We start from the raw sequence: 20,465 nt of genomic DNA on the forward strand, positions 1-20,465 counted from the left end.
ATCACCAGCGCGGCACGGCCGGAGTCGTCCACTCCGGGTCGGCGATCCGCATCGCCGCCGCGTCGTCCCGGTCGCGCTGGCTGCCGTCGTCGTCCAGCCAGCGCCGGTGCAGCGCGGCGAGCCGGTCGCGGTCGAGTTCGACGCCCAGTCCCGGGGTGTCGGTGACCGCGACGGCGCCGTTCTTGAAGGCGATCCGCTCGGTGAGGACGTCCTCGGTCTGCCAGGGGTAGTGGCTGTCGCAGGCGTGGTGGAGGTTGGGCACGGTGGCCGCGACGTGCGTCATCGCGGCGAGACTGATGCCGAGATGGGTGTTGGAGTGCATGGAGACGCCGACGCCGAACGTGCGGCAGATCGCGGCCAGTTCACGGGTGTTGCGCAGGCCGCCCCAGTAGTGGTGGTCGGAGAGGACGACCTGGACGGCGCCGCGGGTGAACGCCTCGGCGATCTCGTCGAAGGTCGTCACGCACATGTTGGTGGCGAGCGGTATCTCCGTACGGGCCGCCACCTGCGCCATCCGGTCCGTGCCGCTCGCCGGGTCCTCCAGGTACTCCAGTACGTCCGTCAGCTCGTCGGCCACCTTGAGCGAGGTCGCAACCGACCAGGCGCCGTTGGGGTCCAGGCGGAGCGGCTGCCCGGGGAACTCCTTGGCCAGCGCGCGGACCGCGGCGATCTCCTCGGCCGGCTCGTAGACCCCGCCCTTGAGCTTGAACGAGCGGAAGCCGTAGGTGTCGGCGAGGCGGCGGGCCTGCGCGACCACGCCCGCCGGGTCGGTGGCCGCCGCCCAGTCGTCGGGCTCGCCGCGGCCGCCCGGGTGCTCGGCCCAGCGGTAGAAGAGGTACGCGCTGTAGTCGACGCGGTCGCGGACCTTGCCGCCGAGCAGGGCGTGCACGGGCAGTCCCGCGGCCTTCCCCCAGGCGTCCAGGCAGGCGACCTCGAAGCCGGAGAGGACGGAGAGGCGCAGCTTGTCGGCGGTCTGGACGCCGCGCAGCCCGCCGACGTCCACCGCACCCGCCGCGGTCGCGTCCGGCGAGTCGCCGCACGCCTCGGCCGCGAGTTCGGGCAGCGCGTTCAGATCCGTGACCGAGCGGCCGCGCACCACCTCGGCCAGCGGCCGGGCGATGTCGAGGTACTTGGTGTCGCCGTAGGTCTCGCCGAGGCCGGTCACGCCGCCCTCGGTGACCACCTCGATGATCAGCCGGGGAGTGTACGGCTGGTGCACGCCCTGGGTGTTGAGCAGCGGCGGGTCGGCGACCAGGATCGGCGTCAGCCGGACCTCGCTGATGCTCAGGTCGCGGTGGGCCGGGGCGCTGCCGGTCGGGTCCGCTGCGGTCGTCATCGGGTGGCTCCTACCAGGTCGAGGCCGCGCTCCAGGAGCGCCGCGAGGTCGGTGAGGTCGGCGGGGGACGGGTCGGTGAGCGGGGCGCGTACGGGGCCGACGGGCAGCCCGCGCAGCCGGGCCGCGGCCTTGACCAGCGACACCGCATACCCGGGCACCCGGTCGCGCAGCTCGACGAAGGGGATGTAGAAGCCGGTCAGCAGCTTCTCGACGGTGGCGTCGTCGTGCTCGCCGAGCGCCGTGAAGAACGCGCCGGCGATCTCGGGCGCGAAGGCGTGCACGGCGGAGGAGTACGCGGTGATGCCCAGGCTCGCGTAGGCGCGCGCCTGCAGTTCGGCGGTGGCGGCGCCGTTGAAGAACAGGAAGCCGTCGGGCGCGGCGAGCTTGCCGCGCTGCAGCCGGTCCAGGTCGCTGTGGCCGTCCTTGAGGCCGATGACGCCGGGGATCTCCGCGATCCGGCGGACGCTGTCGGCGGTGAAGGTGACGTGGTCGCGCTGGTAGGCGATCAGCGGCAGGCGGGTGCGGGACGCGACCTCGCGCACCTGGGCGACCAGGCCCTCCTGCGGTGCCTTGACGAGGTAGTGCGGCATCAGCAGCGCCGCGTCGGCGCCGGCGTCCTCGGCGATCCTGGCGAACCGCGCGGCCTGCGCCCAGCCGTAGCCCACGCCGGCGACGACCGGCAGCCGCCCGTCCGCCACCTCGACGGCGGCCCGGATCACCCGGCCGTACTCGTCCTCGTCCAGCGAGAAGAACTCGCCCGTGCCGCAGGCCGGGAAGAGCGCGCCGGGCCCGGCGGCGATCCGGCTCGCGAGGTAGTCGCGGTACGCGGGCAGGTCCAGTGCGCCGTCGTCGGTGAAGGAGGTGAGGGGGAAGGACAGCACGCCGCGGGCCATACCCGCGCGCAAGCGTTCGACGACCGTCATGAACCTGTCTCCATATGTAAATGGCGTCCACGGATGAGAATGGAGGCTAGAGACGGGCATCACAGCCGTCAAGGGCGCGGACAGCCGGTACGGACACCCACGGATGCCGGTACGGACACCCACGGATGCCGGTACGGACACCCGCGGACAGTCCGTACCGGCATCCGCGGCCACTCCGCGCATCCCGCAACCGCCCGCGACAACCCCGCGACCGCCCCGGCAATGCTTTGCCAACGATTTAATCTCCGCGCGTAGATACGCAGAAGCAACGCCTGCTAGATCTACGGGGTCCCCCTTTCCGCCCCCAACTCCGCAGGAGAACCACATGCGTTTCCGCGCGCGCCTGGGCGCCGTCGCCGCCGCGGCGGCCGTCGCCGCCACCACCGCGTTCGGCGTCGGCCAGGCCACCGCCGAACACTCCGTCCCGCGCTCGGACAAGGAGATTCCGAACCTCACCCAGGTCCAGGACAAGATCAAGGCGTACTACGGCGACACCGTCACCGCCGACGGGGAGCACTACGCCTCCCCGAAGAGCAACTACGCCCGCCAGGTCCACGGCATCGAGACGAAGGCGCGGCGCTACCTGGACGGCGCCGCGCGGAACCAGCACGGCTCGGGCAAGCCCGCCATCGTCCTCGACATGGACGACACCACGCTGCTCACGTACAACTTCGAGCTGCAGACCGGCTTCGCCTTCAGCGACAAGGCCCAGGACGCGTACTTGAAGAGCCATGACATGGAGCCGGTCTTCGGGATGGACGCGCTGGTCAACCACGCCCGCGCGAAGGGCTACGAGGTCTTCTTCGTGACCGGCCGCAAGGAGGGCCAGCGCGACTGGAGCGTCCGCAACCTGAAGAACGTCGGTTACGACGTCCCGCTCGACCGCGGGCACGTCTACCTCAAGGACAAGGAAAACCCGCCGTCCTACCTGTCCTGCGGCGCCGGCTGCTCCACCATCGAGTACAAGTCCGGCACCCGCAAGCACATCGAGTCGCAGGGGTACGACATCGTCGCCAACTTCGGTGACCAGCACTCCGACCTGCAGGGCGGCTACGCGGACCGCACCTTCAAGCTGCCGAACCCGATGTACTACCTGCCGTAGCGGGCACCCCGGAGGTACCCGGGCACGCAGGTGCTCAGGTACTCAGCGCCGTTTCGGCAGCGGGACCCGCAACAGGTCCCTGGCCACCGTCAGTTCGCCGTCGTAGCCCGTCTCCCGGGCCTCCCGCTCGAACTCCGACGGGTCGGTGTACCGCTGCGAGAAGTGCGTGAGCACCAGATGCCGGACGCCGGCGTTGCGCGCGACCATGGCCGCCTGGCCCGCCGTCAGGTGGCCGTGCTCGGCGGCCAGCTGCCGGTCGCCGTCCAGGAACGTGGACTCGATGACGAGCATGTCGCAGCCCGCCGCGAGCTCGTGCGCGCCCGCGCACAGCCGGGTGTCCATCACGAACGCGAACGACTGGCCCGGCCGTACCTCGCTGACCTCCTCCAGGGTGACCGTCCGGCCGTCCTCCCGGACGACCGCGCCCTCCCGGCTCAGCCGGCCCACCTCGGGCCCGGAAATGCCGTGCTCGGCCAGCCGCTCGGGCAGCATCCGCCGCCCGTCCGGCTCCTGGAGACGGTAGCCGTAGGACTCGACGGGGTGCGAGAGGCGGCGCGCGGTGAGCATGTAGGCGGGCGTCCCGGCGAGGGTGCCGCCGTCGCCGGTGACCGGCTCCTGGCCCAGCCGGACGGTCTCCCGGTACGCCGTCGAATAGCGCAGCCGCTCGAAGAAGTGCGCCCCGCTCGCGGGGTAGTGGGCGGTGACGGGATGCGGCACCCGGTCGAGGTTGATCCGCTGGATCACCCCGGCCAGGCCCAGGCTGTGGTCACCGTGGAAGTGCGTGACGCACAGCCGGTTGATGTCGTGCGCGGCCACCCCGGCGCGCAGCATCTGGCGCTGCGTCCCCTCGCCGGGGTCGAAGAGCAGGCCCTCGCCGTCCCAGCGCAGCAGATAGCCGTTGTGGTTGCGGTGCCGGGTGGGCACCTGGCTGGCGGTGCCGAGGACGACCAGTTCGCGTACGGACAAGGTGCTGATCCGCTCCCGTGACCTCGCCGCGCCTTATCCGGGCGGCCAGTTGAGGCCGCGGCCGCCGAGCACGTGGGCGTGCGCGTGGAAGACGGTCTGGCCCGCGCCGGTGCCGGTGTTGAAGACGATGCGGTAGCCGGTGCCGTCGACCTTGTCCTCCTCGGCGACCTTGCGCGCCTCGCACAGCACGTCGGCGGCGACCTGCGGCTCGGCGGTGGCCAGGGACGCGGCGTCCGGGTGGTGGACCTTGGGGATCACCAGGACGTGGGTGGGCGCCTGGGGGTTGATGTCGCGGAAGGCGACGGTCGTGTCGGTCTCTCGGACGATCGTCGCGGGCACCTCGCCCGCCACGATCTTGCAGAACAGGCAGTCGGCCTGCGGTTCTCCCGCCACCGGGTGCGCTCCTCACGGATCGTCGGCTCGTACGACCTGATCGTACCGATCCGGGGCGCGACGGCGGTTACTGGCGTGCCGCGCGGTCGTCGTGGGCGTCCCCGTTGCCGTCCCCGTGGGCGTCCTTGCCGTCGTGCCACTTGCCGTCGTCCTGCCACTTGCCGTCGTCGTGGCCGTCGTCGCCGTGGTCGCCGTGGGCGTCGTTCTTGTCGCCGTCCGGGCAGTCGTCGTGGTTGCCGTCGTGCCACTTGCCGTCGTCCTGCCACTTACCGTCGTCGTGACGGTCGCCGTTCCCTCCGTTCCCGTCGTCGCTCCCACCGCCGCTGTTCCCGCTGTCGTCGCTGTTCCCACCGTCGTCGTCGTCGCTTCCGCCGCCCCCGCTGTTGTCCGGGTTGGCGGGGCTCGACGAGGCGTCGGACGCCGGGGCGTTGCAGTTGCCGATGGTGTTCGTACGGAAGATCACCCGGTTCCCGACCCGGGCGACCAGGCCGCTGCCCTCCACGCACCGGCCGCTGACCTCCCTGGTCACCAGTCCGCGGATGGTGATCCGCTCGCCACTGGCGGTCTGGCCCTGACAGTCGACCCGGGTGAGGCCGCCCGAGGTGTCCGGGCCGGTGTCGGCCGTTCCCCTGGGCTCCGGCGCGCCGCCGTTCGGCGCCGACGCCGTGCAGCTCAGCCACCGCACGTCGACCTTCTCCCACTCCAGCGCCCGGGTCCCCTGGCGGTCGGTGGTCACCGCTATCGCCGAGGTGTTGGAGTAGCCGGTCGGCTCGCACGCCGCCGTTCCGGCAGCCACCACCCCCGCGGCCCCCGCCGCTGCCAACGCCCGTAACCAACGGCCCCGCACGCGTCCCGTCATGCCCCGCAGCGTGCCACCGCCGCCGTACGGCCCGACAGGCCCGCTCCGGCCAACTCCGCGCGGCGCTCCCCCGCCCGCCCGGATCGTCACTAACCTGGGCCGTTCAGTACCAGGTTCCGCCACATACGGGAGCGACCCATCATGGCAACGACGCGCACGGCCAGGACCCACTGGGAAGGCAACCTGATGGAGGGCAAGGGCCAGGTCGCCCTGGACTCCTCCAAGGTCGGTACGTACGACGTGAGCTGGCCGGCCCGCGCCGAGGAGCCCGGCGGGAAGACCAGCCCCGAGGAGCTGATCGCCGCGGCCCACTCCTCCTGCTACTCCATGGCGTTCTCGCACGGCCTGGCAGGCCAGGGCTATACCGTCGAGACGGTCGACACCCGGGCCGACGTCACGTTCCAGCCGGGCGAGGGCATCACCGCCATCGCGCTGACCGTCAAGGCCCGCGTCCCCGGTCTCTCGGAGGCGGACTTCCAGGCCGCGGCCGAGGACGCCAAGAAGAACTGCCCCGTCAGCCAGGCTCTGGCGGGCGTCAAGAACATCACGCTCGACGCGACGCTGGTCTGACGCCCCGCACCGGCCGGTTCCGCGCTCCTCGCGCCGAACCGGCCCGCGGTCAGTTCCAGCGGCCCGTACGCCCCAGCAGCAGTGCCGTGGCGGCCGTGCCGGCCGTGGAGGTGCGCAGCACGCTCGCCCCCAGCCGGTACGGCTTCGCGCCGGCCGCCGCGAACAGCTCCAGCTCCTCGGGCGAGACGCCGCCCTCGGGGCCGACGACGAGCACGATGCCGCCGTCGGCGGGGAGTTCGGCGCGGGCGAGCGGCTCGCTGCCCTCCTCGTGCAGCACGGCGGCGAAGGCGGCGCCGGACAGCAGCTCGGCCACGTCCTTCGTCGACGCCGCCGCCGCGACCTCGGGGAACGTCAGCCTGCGCGCCTGCTTCCCGGCCTCGCGCGCCGTATTGCGCCACTTCGTCAGCGACTTGGCGCCCCGCTCGCCCTTCCACTGCGTCACACAACGCGACGCCTGCCACGGCACGATCGCGTCCACGCCGGTCTCGGTCATGGTCTCCACGGCCAGTTCGCCGCGGTCGCCCTTGGGCAGCGCCTGTACGACGGTGAGGCGCGGCCGCGGCGCCTCCTCGGTCCGTACGTCCGTCACCGCGACGTCGAGCCGGTCCTTGCCCTCGACCGCGGCGACCGTTCCGTAAGCGCCGGTGCCCGCGCCGTCCGTCAGCACGATCTCCTCGCCGGCGCGCAGCCGCCGCACCGACACCGCGTGCCGCCCTTCCGGGCCGTCCAGGGTCAGGGTCGCGCCGGGCGCGGCGCCGGCCAGCGAGTCGACGAGGAAGACCGGGGCGGTCACGAGGCACTCCCGAGGGGTCCGGTTCCGGCGGCGCCGGAGGGGTTCGACATGTCGCGTGCGGCGGCCAGTTCGGCCACCAGTACCTCCACCAGCTCGCCCGCGGGCAGCCGCCGGGCCAGCCGGTGGCCCTGGCCCGCCCACAGGCTCATGGCCTGCGGGTCGCCGGCCTTGGCGGCGGCCTTGCGTACCGGGGAGGTGAGGTAGTGGACGGCCGGGTAGGCGGCCGGGGCGTACGGGCCGTGCTCGCGCAGGAAACGGTTCACCAGGCCGCGGGCCGGGCGCCCGGAGAACGCCCGGGTCAGCTCCGTACGGGTGAACAGGGGGTCGGTCAGGGCCCGCTTGTGCAGCGGGTGGGCGCCGGACTCGGGACAGGCCAGGAAGGCCGTGCCGAGCTGGGCCGAGGCCGCGCCCGCCGCCAGTACGGCGGCGACCTGCGCGCCGCGCATCAGCCCGCCCGCGGCGATCACCGGCAGCCGGACGGCCTCGCGGACCTCGGCGATCAGCGTGAGCAGGCCGAAGCCCGCGCCGGTGCCGTCGCTGTGCGGGTCGTCGCGGTGCGTGCCCTGGTGGCCGCCCGCCTCTGTGCCCTGGACGCACACGGCATGTGCGCCCGCCTCCTGCGCGGCCCGCGCCTCGGCGGCCGTGGTGACGGTGACGACGGTGTACGTGCCGACCCGGTCGAGGGCCTGCAGCGTCTTGCGGCCGGGGCAGCCGAAGGTAAAGGAGACCACCGGCACGGGGTCCTCGCGCAGGACGGCGAGCTTGGCGTCGTACCCGTCGTCGGCGGAGCCCGCGGTGTCGCCGAGCTCCGTCTCGTACCAGGTGGCCTCGCCCGCGAGCTGTTCGCGGTAGACCTCGACGGCGGCCGCGTCGGCGAGCTCGGGCTGCGGCATGAAGAGGTTCACGCCGAAGGGGCGGTCGGTCAGCCCGCGCAGCTGCTTGATCTCCTGGTACATGCCGTCGGCCGTCTTGTATCCGGCCGCGAGGAAGCCCAGGCCGCCGGCCGTGCTGACGGCGGCGGCCAGCTCGGGACACGAGGCGCCACCCGCCATGGGGGCCTGCACGATCGGATGGCGGCACAGATCGGTCAGCGCGGTGGGCATGACCACATCGTGTCACGCGGCACGGCCGCCCCTTGAATCGGGGCGACCGTGCCGCGCAGTGCCTTCCCGGGGGACCACCCCGGCCCCCCGGCCTTACTGCCTACCGCCCGTTGAAGGCGTCTTTGAGGCGCGAGAACAGTCCCTGCTGGCCCGGCTGGAACTGCCCGGTGGGCCGCTCCTCGCCGCGCAGCTTGGCGAGCCGGGTCAGCAGCTCCTCCTGCTCGGCGTCGAGCTTGCCCGGGGTCTGGACCTCGACGTGGACGATCAGGTCGCCGCGACCGCCGCCGCGCAGGTGCGTGATGCCGCAGCCGTGCAGCGGGATCGACTGCCCGGACTGGGTGCCGGGCCGGATGTCGACGTCCCGTACCCCGTCCAGCGTCTCCAGCGGACACTTCGTGCCCAGCGCCGCCGCGGTCATCGGGATCGTGACCGTGCAGTGCAGGTCGTCGCCGCGCCGCTGGAAGACCGGGTGCGCGACCTCGTGGATCTCGACGTACAGGTCGCCGGCCGGGCCGCCGCCGGGGCCGACCTCGCCCTCGCCCGCGAGCTGGATGCGGGTGCCGTTGTCGACACCGGCCGGGATCTTGACCGTGAGCGTGCGGCGGGACCGGATGCGGCCGTCGCCCGCGCACTCGGGGCACGGGGTCGGCACGACCGTGCCGAAGCCCTGGCACTGCGGGCACGGCCGCGAGGTCATGACCTGGCCCAGGAAGGACCGGGTGACCTGCGAGACCTCGCCACGCCCGCGGCACATGTCACAGGTCTGCGCCGACGTGCCGGGCGCCGCGCCCTCGCCGGAGCAGGTCGTGCACACGACCGCCGTGTCGACCTGGATGTCCTTGGTCGTACCGAACGCGGCCTCGTGCAGCTCCACGTCCAGCCGGATCATGGCGTCCTGGCCGCGGCGGGTGCGCGAGCGCGGCCCGCGCTGCGACGCCGTGCCGAAGAACGCGTCCATGATGTCGGAGAAGTTGCCGAAGCCCGCGCCGAAGCCGGCACCGCCGGCGCCGCCGCCCTGGGACATCGGGTCGCCGCCGAGGTCGTAGACCTGCTTCTTCTGCGGGTCCGACAGCACCTCGTAAGCGGCGTTGATCTCCTTGAACCGCTCCTGGGTCTTGGGATCCGGGTTCACGTCCGGGTGCAGCTCGCGCGCCAGCCGCCGGAAAGCCTTCTTGATCTGGTCCTGCGAGGCGTCGCGGCTGACACCGAGGACCGCGTAGTAGTCCGTGGCCACTTACGACTCCGCCAGGATCTGTCCGACGTAACGTGCCACTGCGCGTACCGCTCCCATCGTTCCGGGGTAGTCCATGCGGGTCGGTCCGACCACGCCGAGTTTGGCGACTGCCTCGTCGCCCGAACCGTAGCCGACTGCGACGACCGATGTGGAAGTGAGGCCTTCGTGAGCGTTCTCGTGCCCGATGCGCACGGTCATGCTCGAATCCTTCGCCTCTCCCAGCAGCTTGAGCAGCACGACCTGCTCCTCAAGTGCCTCCAGCACCGGCCGGATCGTCAGCGGGAAATCATGTCCGAAGCGCGTGAGATTGGCGGTACCGCCGATCATCAGCCGCTCTTCGGTCTCCTCCACCAGAGTCTCCAGCAACACCGACAGCACTGTCGAGACCGTGCCCCGGTCCTCCGCCTCGAAGGACTCGGGAAGGTCCTGCACCAGCTGCGGGACGTCGGTGAAGCGGCGGCCCACGACCCGGCTGTTCAGCCGGGCCCGCAGGTCCGCCAGGGACGTTTCGCCGAACGGCGCCGGGCAGTCGATCATGCGCTGCTCGACCCGTCCGGTGTCCGTGATCAGGACGAGCATCAGCCGGGCCGGGGCCAGCGACAGCAGCTCGACGTGCCGGACGGTGGACCGGGTCAGCGAGGGGTACTGGACCACCGCGACCTGCCGGGTCAGCTGCGCGAGCAGCCGTACCGTACGGGCCACGACGTCGTCGAGGTCCACCGCGCTGTCGAGGAAGCTGTGGATCGCCCGGCGTTCCGGGACGGAGAGCGGCTTGACGGCCGCCAGCTTGTCGACGAAGAGGCGGTAGCCCTTGTCGGTGGGGATACGGCCCGCGCTCGTGTGAGGCTGGGCGATGAAACCCTCGTCCTCCAGCGCGGCCATGTCGTTGCGGACCGTGGCCGGCGAGACGCCGAGCCGGTGGCGCTCCGTGAGCGCCTTGGAGCCGACGGGCTCCTCGGTGCCCACGTAGTCCTGGACGATGGCACGCAGCACTTCGAGTCTGCGTTCGCTGAGCATCGCGTACACCTCCAGTCCCGCGCTCTCCCCTGGCCTCTGTGGCCGCCTGCCCGGCCGGGGTCCGGCCGGCTGTCCCTGGCACTCGACCGGTCCGAGTGCCAAACCCTGAACCAGTGTACGGCCGGGTAGCACGGCCAGGGCAAGGCCGGGCACCGCGGCACGCGGCCCGGCGGGCCACCGTATCGCGCCGCGGCGGCTCCGTGTCCCCCGGATACGCCCAGGTCAGCCGGTCGGCCGCGGGCGATTTCGCGCTATACGGGCTAGCGTCGCGGTATGCGCACGAGTTGGGAAGAGGCAGGGTGGGAGCGGCTCGCCGACGGGGTCGCCAGGCGCCGGCTGCCGCACTGGGACGCCACGGTCGGCGTCGTGGCCGGTACCACCGGCGTCCTCCTGGTCGATACCGGGTCCGGGCTGGCCGAGGGCGCCGAGCTGCGCCGCCAGGTCCGTGGCGTACTGGGCCGTGAGGTGACCCATATCGCACTCACCCACCCGCACTTCGATCATGTACTGGGCACGGCGGCGTTCGCGGGTGTGACGGTCTTCGGCGCGACCGGCATGGGCGAGCTGCTGCGCCGCGAGCCGGAGGCGCTGCTCGCCGACGCGGTACGGAACGGGGCCGACCCGGACGCGGCGGCCGAGGCGGTGGACACCCTCGTGGTCCCGCAGCACGCGGTCTGCGGCGAACGCACGCTGGACCTGGGCGACCGGCACGTCCTGCTGGCGAACGTGGGTCCCGGGCACAGCGCGCACGACCTGGCGGTGTGCGTGCAGGGCACCTCGGGCGGGCCCGAGGTGGTGTTCTGCGGCGATCTCGTCGAGGAGTCGGGCGAGCCGCAGGCCGGGCCCGACGCGCTCCCCGCCTGCTGGCCGGCCGCGCTGGACCGGCTCCTCTCCCTCGGCGGCGAGGACGCCCGCTACGTCCCGGGCCACGGCGCCGTCGTGGATGCCCGCTTCGTCCGCACCCAGCGCGAGGGGCTGGCCCGCCGCTTCGGCGTGTCGCCCGGGTAGCCCGCACGGGCGACACGCCGCCCGCATATCGTCTGTCGAATGCGCAGCAGACAGTACGGTCCCGACCTCACGCCGCCGTGGAAGAAGCAGCAGCCCGCCCCCGAGGTCCCGGCCGACACCGACCTGGTCGTCGAGGAGATCACCACCGGCTACTGCGGTGCCGTCGTCCGCTGCGAGAAGACGGCCGAGGGGCCGACCGTCACCCTGGAGGACCGCTTCGGCAAACACCGGGTCTTCCCGATGACGCCCCGCGGCTTCCTCCTGGAGGGCAAGGTCGTCACGCTCGTCCGCCCCTCAGCGCAGCCCGCACAGCAGGGCCCGCGCCGCACCGCCTCCGGCTCCCTCGCCGTCCCCGGCGCCCGCGCCCGCGTCGCCCGCGCCGGGCGCATCTACGTGGAGGGCCGCCACGACGCCGAGCTGGTCGAACGCGTCTGGGGCGACGACCTCCGCATCGAGGGCGTGGTGGTGGAGTACTTGGAGGGCATCGACGACCTCCCCACGATCGTCCGCTCCTTCTCCCCCGGCCCCGACGCCCGCCTCGGCGTCCTCGTCGACCACCTCGTCCCCGGCTCCAAGGAGTCCCGCATCGCGGCCTCGGTCACGGACGCGAACGTCCTGATCGTCGGCCACCCGTACATCGACGTCTGGGAAGCGGTGAAGCCGTCCGCGGTGGGCATCCCCGCCTGGCCGTCCGTCCCCCACGGCCAGGACTGGAAGACAGGCATCTGCCGGGCACTCCGCTGGCCGGAGAACACGGGCGCCGCCTGGCAGCGAATCCTCGGCTCGGTCCGCTCGTACAAGGACCTTGAGCCGGCGCTGCTGGGGCGGGTGGAGGAGCTGATCGACTTTGTCACCGCATGAATCAGGCTGAATCCAGCCCGCCCGGCGTTTGAGGGCACGACCTCGCCGGGACGGCGGGTCAGTCCACCAGGTCCCGCACCACCGCGTCCGCCAGCAACCGGCCCCGGAGCGTCAGCACCGCTCGCCCCGCCTCGTACGGCGCTGCCTCCAGCAGCCCGTCCGTCAGGGCGCGTTCCGCCGCCTTCGCGCCCGCCGGGGCGAGGAGGTCCAGGGGGCAGCCCGCCGCGAGGCGCAGTTCCAGGAGGATGCGTTCCACGCGGCGGTCCTCGGGCGCGAGGAGTTCGCGGCCCGCGCCCGGGGAGCGGCCGTCGTTCAGCGCCTGCGCGTACGCGCCGGGGTGCTTCGCGTTCCACCAGCGGACGCCGCCGACGTGGCTGTGGGCGCCGGGGCCCGCGCCCCACCAGTCGGCGCCGGTCCAGTACAGCTCGTTGTGGCGGCAGCGGGCTGCGGGCGTGGTGGCCCAGTTGGAGACCTCGTACCAGGTGAAGCCCGCGGCGGTGAGGGTGTCCTCGGCGATGAGGTAGCGGTCGGCGTGCTCGTCGTCGTCGGTCATCGGGACCTCGCCGCGGCGGATGCGGCGGGCGAGCTGGGTGCCTTCCTCAACGATCAGCGCGTACGCGGAGACGTGGTCGGGGCCGGCGCCGATCGCGGCGTCGAGGGATGCCTTCCAGTCGTCGTCCGTTTCGCCGGGCGTGCCGTAGATCAGGTCGAGGTTGACGTGGTCGAAGCCGGCGGCGCGGGCCTCGGCGACGCAGGCTTCGGGGCGGCCGGGGGTGTGCGTACGGTCGAGGATCTTCAGGACGTGCTGCCGGGCGCTCTGCATGCCGAAGGAGACCCGGTTGAAGCCGCCGGCGCGGAGTTCCTCCAGGTAGCGGGGGTCGACGGACTCCGGATTCGCCTCGGTGGTGATCTCCGCGCCGGGCGCGAGGCCGAATTCGTCGCGGATCGCGGCGAGCATGCGGGAGAGGTCGGCGGCCGGGAGGAGGGTCGGCGTGCCGCCGCCGACGAAGACCGTCTCGACCGGCCGCGGGTCGTCGCCCATGATCTTGCGGGCGAGCCGGATCTCCTCGACGACCGTGGCGGCGTAGTTCTCGCGGGAGGCGAGCGCGCCGCCGGAGCCGCGCAGCTCGCTCGCGGTGTAGGTGTTGAAGTCGCAGTATCCGCAGCGGGTCGCGCAGTACGGCACGTGCAGATAGAACCCGAGCGGCCGCTCGCCCGCTCCGTCCAGGGCGGAGGCGGGCAGCGCCCCGTCCTCGGGCATGGGCTCACCGTCGGGGAGTGCAGAAGGCATACCGCCATTGTCCGGCACGCGGGGAGTGATCCCCTCCGCCGGCCGCTCCTGCCCCCTCTACCCCCCTCTACAAGGCCACCGCCTGCAGCACCAGCAGCGCCAGGTCGTCGTCCGGCGGGGCCGGGTCGAAGGCGTGCACGCGGCGCCGGAGGTGCTCGGCGACGCCGTCGGCGCCCAGGCCCGCGCACTCGGCGAGGGCCTGCGCGAGGCCGTCCTCGTCGTCGAAGAGCCGGCGGCCCGAGCGGCGCTCGGTCACGCCGTCGGTGACGCACAGCAGCGTCTCGCCGGGCAGGAGGTCGAAGGACTCGCTCTCGTACTCGGTCTCCTCCATGACGCCGAGCAGCATCTGGGGCGCGGCGACCGCCCGCACCGTGCCGTCCGTGCCGAGCACCAGCGGCAGCGGGTGCCCGGCGCTGGCCAGCGTGCAGCGGGCGCCACCGGTGCCGCCCGCGTACGGGACGATCTCGCCGTACAGGAGGGAGAGGAACCGCGCCTGCTCGCTCTCCTCGCGGTAACCGGGCTGGAGCTCCGCCTCGGAGCCGGCCGCCACCACCGCGGCGGCCACCGCGGCGACGGAGTCGGCCGCCTCCCGCGCGACCGTGCGGTTCAGCCGGTCCAGTACGTCGCCGACGCCGTACCCCTCGCGGGCCAGCAGCCGCAGCACCGGGCGGGCCAGACCCGTGACGGCCGCGGCCTCCGGGCCGCTGCCGCAGACGTCGCCGAGCATGAAGCACCAGCGGCCCTCGCCCGCCTGGAAGAGGTCCCAGAAGTCGCCGCCCGCCCAGGCGCCCTCGCGCGGCTCGTACACCACGGCCGAGGCCACGCCCGGTACGTCGGGGCGCCGGCCGGGCAGGAGCCGGCGCTGCAGCACCCGGCTGATGCGTTCCTGGCGGCTGTAGGCGTCCGCGGTGGCGATGGCCCGGGCCACCCGCCCCGCCAGGTCCTCGATGAGCGAGACGACCTCGTCGGGGAAGCGGAGCAGTCCGGCCCTGCCTATCAGGAGCGTGCCGTGCCGGCGCACGCCGGAGATCAGCGGGCAGGCCAGGGCCGCGCCGCCGGGGCCGAAGCCGCTGGGCTCGCCGGGCCACGGCCAGGGTCCCGCGCCGATGGGGTGGCCGTCGCCGCCGCGGCCGGTCAGTACCGGCGGGTCCTTCTCCAGCAGCTCGCGCAGCCCGTCGATGCGGCTCTCCGTGGCGTGCCAGACGCGGGCCAGCCGGGACGCCCCGAAGTCCTTGCCGTCGTCCAGCCACACCGCGCACCAGTCGGCCATCCGCGGCACGATCAGCTGCGCGACCAGCGCGGCTACCTGGTCCGCGTCCAGCTGCCCGCTGAGCAGGTCGGACGCCTCGGCGAGGAAGGACAGCGCGCCGTGGTGGATCCGCTCCACCTCGCAGCGGCGCAGCGCGGCCCGCTGCGGCCCGGGCGGCATCAGCTCGGTGGCCGGCGGCCCGCCCGGCCCCCTGCGGTCCGCGTGGAAGATCTCCGCCGGCGGTCCGTACGCCGGCTCCGGCGCGTCCGCCGCCACCCGGAACCACACGGTCTTCAGGGTGCGCCGGTACGTGATGCCCCAGGAGTCCGCGATCGCGCCGACCAGCTGCAGGCCGCGGCCCGCGCCCTCGGCCGTCACGGCGTCGTGGCGGCCGCGCACCGGGCGGGCCGGGTGGTGGTCGGAGACCTCCACGGTCACGGCGGTGTGCGGGCCGTCCCCGTGCAGCCGGCACAGCAGCTCGACGGCGGTGCCGGCGTGCACGACGGCGTTGGTGACCAGCTCGCTGACGAGCAGTTCGGTCTCGTCGGCGACGCGCGTGGTGAGGTACTCGGCGCCGGGCAGCCCGCGGCTGATCCAGTCGGCGAGCGTCGTGCGGACGAACTGCCGGGCGGCGCCGGCGGCGATGGGCGAGCCGGGCAGTCCGACGGCGCGGAAACCGTCGGTTCCGTATGCACCGTCGGCGGGTTGTGATCCGTCGGCCGGGCGGCCGTCGGCGGGCGGGCCGCTGTCCTGGGTGGGGACGGCGGCGGGCCGGACCGTGGCCGGCCTGCGCACCACGTCGTTTTCCGACGGAGTTGTCGTCCTCATTGAGCACTCCCGAGCAGTTCCGCAATCGCGCCGAATGCGCCATCGCCAGAGTGACAGACTGAGCTCACCCATTCGCACCGAGTTACTGAAGTGGGTCACTATGTCGGTCGATTCGGCAGTGCGCGGCGATACGCGGGAGACGGATTCCGGCTGGGTGCGGGCGGCTGATCTGAAGCCGCTGCTCACCGCACTCGCCTCGATGTCCTCGGGCGACTTCCGCACGCGGCTCCCCGTGGCGTACGACGGCGTCCTCGCCGATCTGCACGGCGCCTTCAACGACATCGCCACACGGACGCAGCACCACTCCGACGAGCTGGTGCGGCTGCGCTCCGAGCTGATCCGGCAGGGCCGGCTGGACGAGCGGATGACTGCCAGCCCCGGCCAGGGCACGTGGGCCTCCTCGGTGCTCGCGGCCAACGACATCATCGAGGCGCTGGTGGTCCCGGCGGCCCAGGCGACGAAGGTGCTGAACGCCGTGGCGGGCGGCGATCTGACCCAGCGCGTGGAGCTGCACGACGGGCACCGCAGGCTGCGCGGCGACCGCCGCGGGCTGGGCCGCGCGGTGAATTCGATGGTCGACCAGCTCTCGCTGTTCACCGGCGAGGTCACGCGGGTGGCCCGCGAGTCGGGCAACGAAGGACGGCTCGGCGGCCGGGCCAAGGTCGCGGGGCTGTCCGGGAGTTGGCGGGACGTGACGGAGGCGGTCAACACGATGGCCGCCCGGCTGACCGCGCAGGTGCGGGACATCGCGGCGGTGACGACGGCGGTGGCGCGCGGCGATCTGACGCGTCAGGTGACGGTGGAGGCGACCGGCGAGCTGCTGGAGCTGAAGCTGACGGTCAACACGATGGTCGATCAGCTCTCCGCGTTCGCCGACGAGGTCACCCGGGTCGCCAGGGAAGTCGGTACGGAGGGGCGGCTCGGCGGCCGGGCGCAGGTGCCCGGCGTCTCCGGGGTCTGGAAGGACCTCACCGACAACGTCAACTTCATGGCCTCCAACCTCACCTCACAGGTGCGCAACATCGCCCAGGTCACCACCGCGGTGGCCAACGGCGACCTCAGCCAGAAGATCACGGTCGACGCCCGCGGCGAGATCCTGGAGCTCAAGGAGACCGTGAACACCATGGTCGACCAGCTCTCCGCGTTCGCCGACGAGGTGACCCGGGTCGCGCGGGAGGTCGGCACGGACGGGCGGCTCGGCGGCCGGGCGCAGGTGCGCGGGGTGTCGGGGATGTGGAAGGACCTCACCGACAGCGTCAACTTCATGGCGGACAACCTCACCACGCAGGTGCGCAACATCGCCCTCGTGGCGACCGCGGTGAAGGAGGGCGACCTCGGCAGGAAGATCACGGTCCAGGCCAAGGGCGAGATCCTGGAGCTGAAGACGACGATCAACACGATGGTCGACCAGCTCTCCGCGTTCGCCGACGAGGTCACCCGGGTCGCCAGGGAAGTCGGTACGGAGGGCAACCTCGGCGGCCAGGCCCAGGTCCGCGGCGTCTCCGGGGTCTGGAAGGACCTCACCGACAACGTCAACTTCATGGCCTCCAACCTCACCTCACAGGTACGCAACATCGCCCAGGTCACCACCGCGGTCGCCGACGGCGACCTGTCGAAGAAGATCTCGGTGGCGGCGCGCGGCGAGATCCTGGAGGTGAAGGAGACCGTCAACGGCATGGTCGACCAGCTGCGGGCCTTCGCCGACGAGGTGACCCGGGTGGCCAGGGAAGTCGGTACGGAGGGCGACCTCGGCGGCCGGGCCCAGGTGCGCGGCGCGTCGGGGGTCTGGAAGGACCTCACCGACAACGTCAACTTCATGGCGTCGAACCTCACGACGCAGGTGCGCAACATCGCCCTGGTCGCGACCGCCGTCGCGCAGGGCGACCTGTCGCAGAAGATCGACGTGGACGCGCGCGGCGAGATCCTGGAGCTGAAGACCACCCTCAACACGATGGTGGACACGCTCTCCTCGTTCGCCTCCGAGGTGACCCGGGTGGCCCGCGAGGTCGGCAGCGAGGGCCAGCTGGGCGGCCAGGCCCGCGTCGAGGGCGTCTACGGCACCTGGAAGTCCCTGACGACCAGCGTGAACGAGCTCGCGTCGAACCTCACCACGCAGGTCCGGGCGATCGCCGAGGTGACCAGCGCGGTGGCCTCCGGCGACATGACGCGCAATGTCACGGTCGAGGCCCGCGGCGAGGTAGACGAGCTGAAGAACAACATCAACATGATGGTCTCCAACCTCCGCGAGACCACCCGGGCCAAGGACTGGCTGGACGCCAACCTCGCCCGGCTGGCGGGCCTGATGCAGGGCCACCGCGACCTGGTCGAGGTCGCCGACCTGATCCTGCGCGAGCTGACGCCGCTGGTGAACGCCCAGTACGGCGCCTTCTTCCTGGCCAGCGCCGAAACCGACGAGCTGCGCCTGGACTTCATCGCGGGATACGGCTCCGCACACGACGCCAGCATCGACACCCCCGGCTCGCACGGCCACGGACTGGTCCGCCAGTCGGCCATCGAGAAGAAGCGCATCCTGATGGAGGAGGTGCCGCCCGACTACATCAAGGTCGACTCCGGGCTCGGCGAGGCGGCCCCGAACACCGTCGCGATCATCCCCGTGCTCTTCGAGGACCAGATCCTCGGCGTGATCGAGCTGGCGTCCTTCTCCCGCTTCTCCGACGTCCACCTCGCCTTCTTCGACCAGTTCGTGAACACCATCGGCGTCGCCATCAACACCATCGTCGCCAACTCCCGTACGGAGTCGCTGCTGAGCGAGTCCCAGCGGCTGGCCCGCCAGCTCCAGGAGCGCACGGGCGAGCTGCAGCGCCGCCAGGCCGAGCTGCAGCGCTCCAACGCCGCGCTGGAGGAGAAGGCCGCGCTGCTGGCCAGCTCCTCGCGGTACAAGACGGAGTTCCTGGCGAACATGTCGCACGAGCTGCGCAATCCGCTGAACTCCCTGCTGATCCTCGCCCAGATGCTCATCGACAACGAGCACGGCCACCTCAGCCGGCACGAGGTGGAGAGCGCGGCGATGATCCACCGCTCCGGCTCCGAACTGCTCCAGTTGATCAACGACATCCTCGACCTGTCCAAGATCGAAGCCGGCCGGATGGATGTCTTTCCGTCCCGGGTACCGCTGATCAAGCTGCTGAACTACGTCCACGACACCTTCCGCCCGCTGACGCTGGACCGCGGCCTGGCCTTCGAGGTCTCGGTGACCGACGCGGTGCCCAAGGAGCTGTACAGCGACGAGAAGCGGATCAAGCAGGTGCTGCGGAATCTTCTTTCCAACGCCCTGAAGTTCACCTCCAAGGGCAAGATCGTCCTGCATGTGGACCTGGCGGAGGACGGCTCCGTCGCCTTCACCGTCACCGACACCGGCATCGGCATCGCGTCCGAGAAGCTGCCGGTCATCTTCGAGGCGTTCCAGCAGGCGGACGGCACGACCAACCGGAAGTACGGCGGTACGGGCCTCGGCCTGTCCATCAGCCGGGAGATCGCGGGCCTGCTCGGCGGCGTGCTCACGGCGGAGAGCGAGCCCGGCGCCGGCTCCACCTTCGCCTTCCGCATCCCCGTCAGGTGCCACAGCACGGCGGAGCCCGCCGAGCAGCCGCTCGACGACGGCGAAGCGGACGCCGACGAGGACGAGGCCCCCACCGCGCCTGCGGAGCTCACCCGGCCATCGGTCCCCGCGCCCGCCGCGCCCCCGGAGGAGACCCCCTGGCCCGCCGTGTCCAATGTGGAGCAGTGGGCCAAGGGCGCCACCGGCGAGCTGCTCTCGGGCGCCCAGGCCCTGGTCGTCGACGACGACATCCGCAACGCCTTCGCGCTGACGAACGTCCTCAGCCGGGTCGGTATGCAGGTGCTCTACGCCGAGCACGGCCGCGAGGCCATAGAGATGCTCGGCAAGAACCCGGGCATCGACTTCGTCCTGATGGACATCATGATGCCGGAGATGGACGGGTACGAAACGATCCGCGCCATCCGCCGCACCCCCCGGTACGCCGATCTGCCGGTCGTCGTCCTGACGGCCAAGGCCATGCCGGGCGACCGCGAGAAATCCCTGGAGACCGGCGCCAACGACTACCTCCCCAAACCGCTGGACGTGGACCGGCTGCTGAACGTCGCGGTCGATCTGCTCGCCAAGTACCGCGCCCCCGCCTCCGCTCCCGACGGCGGCGCGCCGGCCGGCCAAGGACACGAAGACGACGCAGAGCACGACGAGACCGGCCGAGCCGGCAATTCGTAGGGGCACACCAGTTCAGAGGCCACTCATGACCCACGCCACCCGCACCGACAGCGACGACCGGGCAGGAATCCTCCTCGTCGACGACATGGAGGAGAACCTCGCCGCGCTGGAAGCCGTCCTGCGCTCACTCGGCGAACCGCTCGTCCGCGCGCGGTCGGGCGAGGAAGCGATGAAGGCGCTGCTCCGCCAGGAGTTCGCGGTGGTCCTGCTGGACATCCTGATGCCCGGCATGGACGGCTTCGAGACCGCGAGCAACATCAAGCGGCTCGACCAGGCGAAACACATCCCGATCATCTTCCTGACCGGCACGGACGCCGACTCCGGCTATGCCTTCCGCGGCTACTCCACGGGCGCCGCCGACTATCTCACCAAGCCCTTCGACCCCTGGGTGCTGCGCGCCAAGGTCAAGGTCTTCCTGGAACTGCACCAGAAGAACCGCCAGTTGCGCCGGCTGCGGCAGCAGGACCGGGACCGCATCGACGAGCTGGCGGACCGTATCGCCGCCATGGAGCAGACATTGGCGGTCATGGAGCAGACACTGACCGCCGGCGCCCCTCTCGAAGCGGGCGAACTGCGCGCGGGAATGGCCGCGTTGGAGGAGACCGTACGGGCGCTGCGCCACGGCCGCGCCTGACACCCGCCGGGTCCGTACGCCGCGTACGTCCCATACGTCTCCGTACGTTGCT

17 protein-coding genes are annotated in these 20,465 nt (G+C 72.2%); 6 read left to right on the forward strand and 11 right to left on the reverse strand.

Annotated features, from left to right (window positions below; translation table 11 throughout):
* Position 1: 1 nt before the first annotated feature.
* A complete protein-coding gene (locus ABT381_RS07965; RefSeq protein WP_351589411.1) occupies positions 2–1,336 on the reverse strand; it encodes a glucarate dehydratase family protein in 1,335 nt (444 codons plus the stop codon).
* Entirely contained in the window at positions 1,333–2,259 is a 927-nt protein-coding gene (locus ABT381_RS07970) for a 5-dehydro-4-deoxyglucarate dehydratase (protein WP_351589414.1), read from the reverse strand. The genes ABT381_RS07965 and ABT381_RS07970 overlap by 4 nt, the downstream gene beginning before the upstream one ends.
* A 325-nt stretch (positions 2,260–2,584) precedes the next feature.
* Between ABT381_RS07970 and ABT381_RS07975 the strand changes: the two genes are divergently transcribed.
* The gene (locus tag ABT381_RS07975) at positions 2,585–3,361 is read left to right on the forward strand and encodes an HAD family acid phosphatase (protein ID WP_351589417.1); all 777 of its coding nucleotides are present in this window, start codon (positions 2,585–2,587) and stop codon (positions 3,359–3,361) included.
* A gap of 42 nt (positions 3,362–3,403) precedes the next feature.
* Here ABT381_RS07975 and ABT381_RS07980 read toward each other — a convergent pair whose 3' ends face one another.
* The 3 genes from ABT381_RS07980 to ABT381_RS07990 form a co-directional block, all read right to left on the reverse strand.
* On the reverse strand, positions 3,404–4,327 hold the full coding sequence (locus ABT381_RS07980; protein WP_351589420.1) for a ribonuclease Z: 924 nt from the start codon (positions 4,325–4,327) through the stop codon (positions 3,404–3,406).
* A gap of 33 nt (positions 4,328–4,360) precedes the next feature.
* Positions 4,361–4,720, reverse strand: coding sequence for a histidine triad nucleotide-binding protein (locus ABT381_RS07985; RefSeq protein WP_351589423.1), 360 nt, complete (start codon positions 4,718–4,720; stop codon positions 4,361–4,363).
* Between the two features lie 67 nt (positions 4,721–4,787).
* Positions 4,788–5,579, reverse strand: a complete 792-nt coding sequence (locus ABT381_RS07990; protein WP_351589426.1) for a hypothetical protein — start codon at positions 5,577–5,579, stop codon at positions 4,788–4,790.
* Positions 5,580–5,720: 141 nt separating this feature from the next.
* Between ABT381_RS07990 and ABT381_RS07995 the strand changes: the two genes are divergently transcribed.
* A complete protein-coding gene (locus tag ABT381_RS07995) occupies positions 5,721–6,149 on the forward strand; it encodes an OsmC family protein (RefSeq protein ID WP_351589428.1) in 429 nt (142 codons plus the stop codon).
* Positions 6,150–6,198: 49 nt separating this feature from the next.
* Here ABT381_RS07995 and ABT381_RS08000 read toward each other — a convergent pair whose 3' ends face one another.
* The 4 genes from ABT381_RS08000 to hrcA all read right to left on the reverse strand — a co-directional run bounded on the left by ABT381_RS08000 (position 6,199) and on the right by hrcA (position 10,296).
* On the reverse strand, positions 6,199–6,942 hold the full coding sequence (locus ABT381_RS08000) for a 16S rRNA (uracil(1498)-N(3))-methyltransferase (RefSeq protein ID WP_351589431.1): 744 nt from the start codon (positions 6,940–6,942) through the stop codon (positions 6,199–6,201).
* Positions 6,939–8,045, reverse strand: coding sequence for a nitronate monooxygenase (locus ABT381_RS08005; RefSeq protein WP_351589434.1), 1,107 nt, complete (start codon positions 8,043–8,045; stop codon positions 6,939–6,941). The genes ABT381_RS08000 and ABT381_RS08005 overlap by 4 nt, the downstream gene beginning before the upstream one ends.
* 100 nt (positions 8,046–8,145) lie before the next feature.
* Positions 8,146–9,279 carry a molecular chaperone DnaJ gene (gene dnaJ / locus ABT381_RS08010; RefSeq protein ID WP_351589437.1) on the reverse strand — a complete coding sequence of 378 codons (1,134 nt, stop codon included), beginning with the start codon at positions 9,277–9,279 and terminating at the stop codon, positions 8,146–8,148.
* On the reverse strand, positions 9,280–10,296 hold the full coding sequence (hrcA, locus tag ABT381_RS08015; RefSeq protein WP_351589440.1) for a heat-inducible transcriptional repressor HrcA: 1,017 nt from the start codon (positions 10,294–10,296) through the stop codon (positions 9,280–9,282).
* Between the two features lie 273 nt (positions 10,297–10,569).
* Between hrcA and ABT381_RS08020 the strand changes: the two genes are divergently transcribed.
* Both ABT381_RS08020 and ABT381_RS08025 read left to right on the forward strand, forming a co-directional pair.
* A complete protein-coding gene (locus tag ABT381_RS08020) occupies positions 10,570–11,304 on the forward strand; it encodes an MBL fold metallo-hydrolase (protein ID WP_351589443.1) in 735 nt (244 codons plus the stop codon).
* Between the two features lie 39 nt (positions 11,305–11,343).
* Positions 11,344–12,165: a DUF3097 domain-containing protein gene (locus ABT381_RS08025; RefSeq protein ID WP_351589446.1), complete on the forward strand. Its 822-nt coding sequence runs from the start codon at positions 11,344–11,346 to the stop codon at positions 12,163–12,165.
* 58 nt (positions 12,166–12,223) lie between these two features.
* On the opposite strand, the gene hemW is transcribed toward ABT381_RS08025, so the two are convergent.
* Together hemW and ABT381_RS08035 are read right to left on the reverse strand one after the other, a co-directional pair.
* Positions 12,224–13,456 carry a radical SAM family heme chaperone HemW gene (gene hemW / locus ABT381_RS08030; protein WP_351589449.1) on the reverse strand — a complete coding sequence of 411 codons (1,233 nt, stop codon included), beginning with the start codon at positions 13,454–13,456 and terminating at the stop codon, positions 12,224–12,226.
* Positions 13,457–13,523: 67 nt separating this feature from the next.
* Positions 13,524–15,533 (reverse strand): SpoIIE family protein phosphatase, encoded by a 2,010-nt coding sequence (locus ABT381_RS08035; protein WP_351589452.1) that lies wholly within the window; start codon positions 15,531–15,533, stop codon positions 13,524–13,526.
* A 199-nt stretch (positions 15,534–15,732) separates the two neighbouring features.
* Here ABT381_RS08035 and ABT381_RS08040 point away from each other — a divergent pair, with 199 nt between their 5' ends.
* Both ABT381_RS08040 and ABT381_RS08045 read left to right on the forward strand, forming a co-directional pair.
* Positions 15,733–19,779: a HAMP domain-containing protein gene (locus tag ABT381_RS08040; RefSeq protein WP_502965700.1), complete on the forward strand. Its 4,047-nt coding sequence runs from the start codon at positions 15,733–15,735 to the stop codon at positions 19,777–19,779.
* A gap of 25 nt (positions 19,780–19,804) precedes the next feature.
* Entirely contained in the window at positions 19,805–20,413 is a 609-nt protein-coding gene (locus tag ABT381_RS08045) for a response regulator (protein ID WP_351589458.1), read from the forward strand.
* Positions 20,414–20,465: the final 52 nt, after the last annotated feature.

Origin of the sequence: Streptomyces sp. NPDC000151 (genome assembly GCF_040301705.1) — a bacterium.
Taxonomy (GTDB): domain Bacteria; phylum Actinomycetota; class Actinomycetes; order Streptomycetales; family Streptomycetaceae; genus Streptomyces.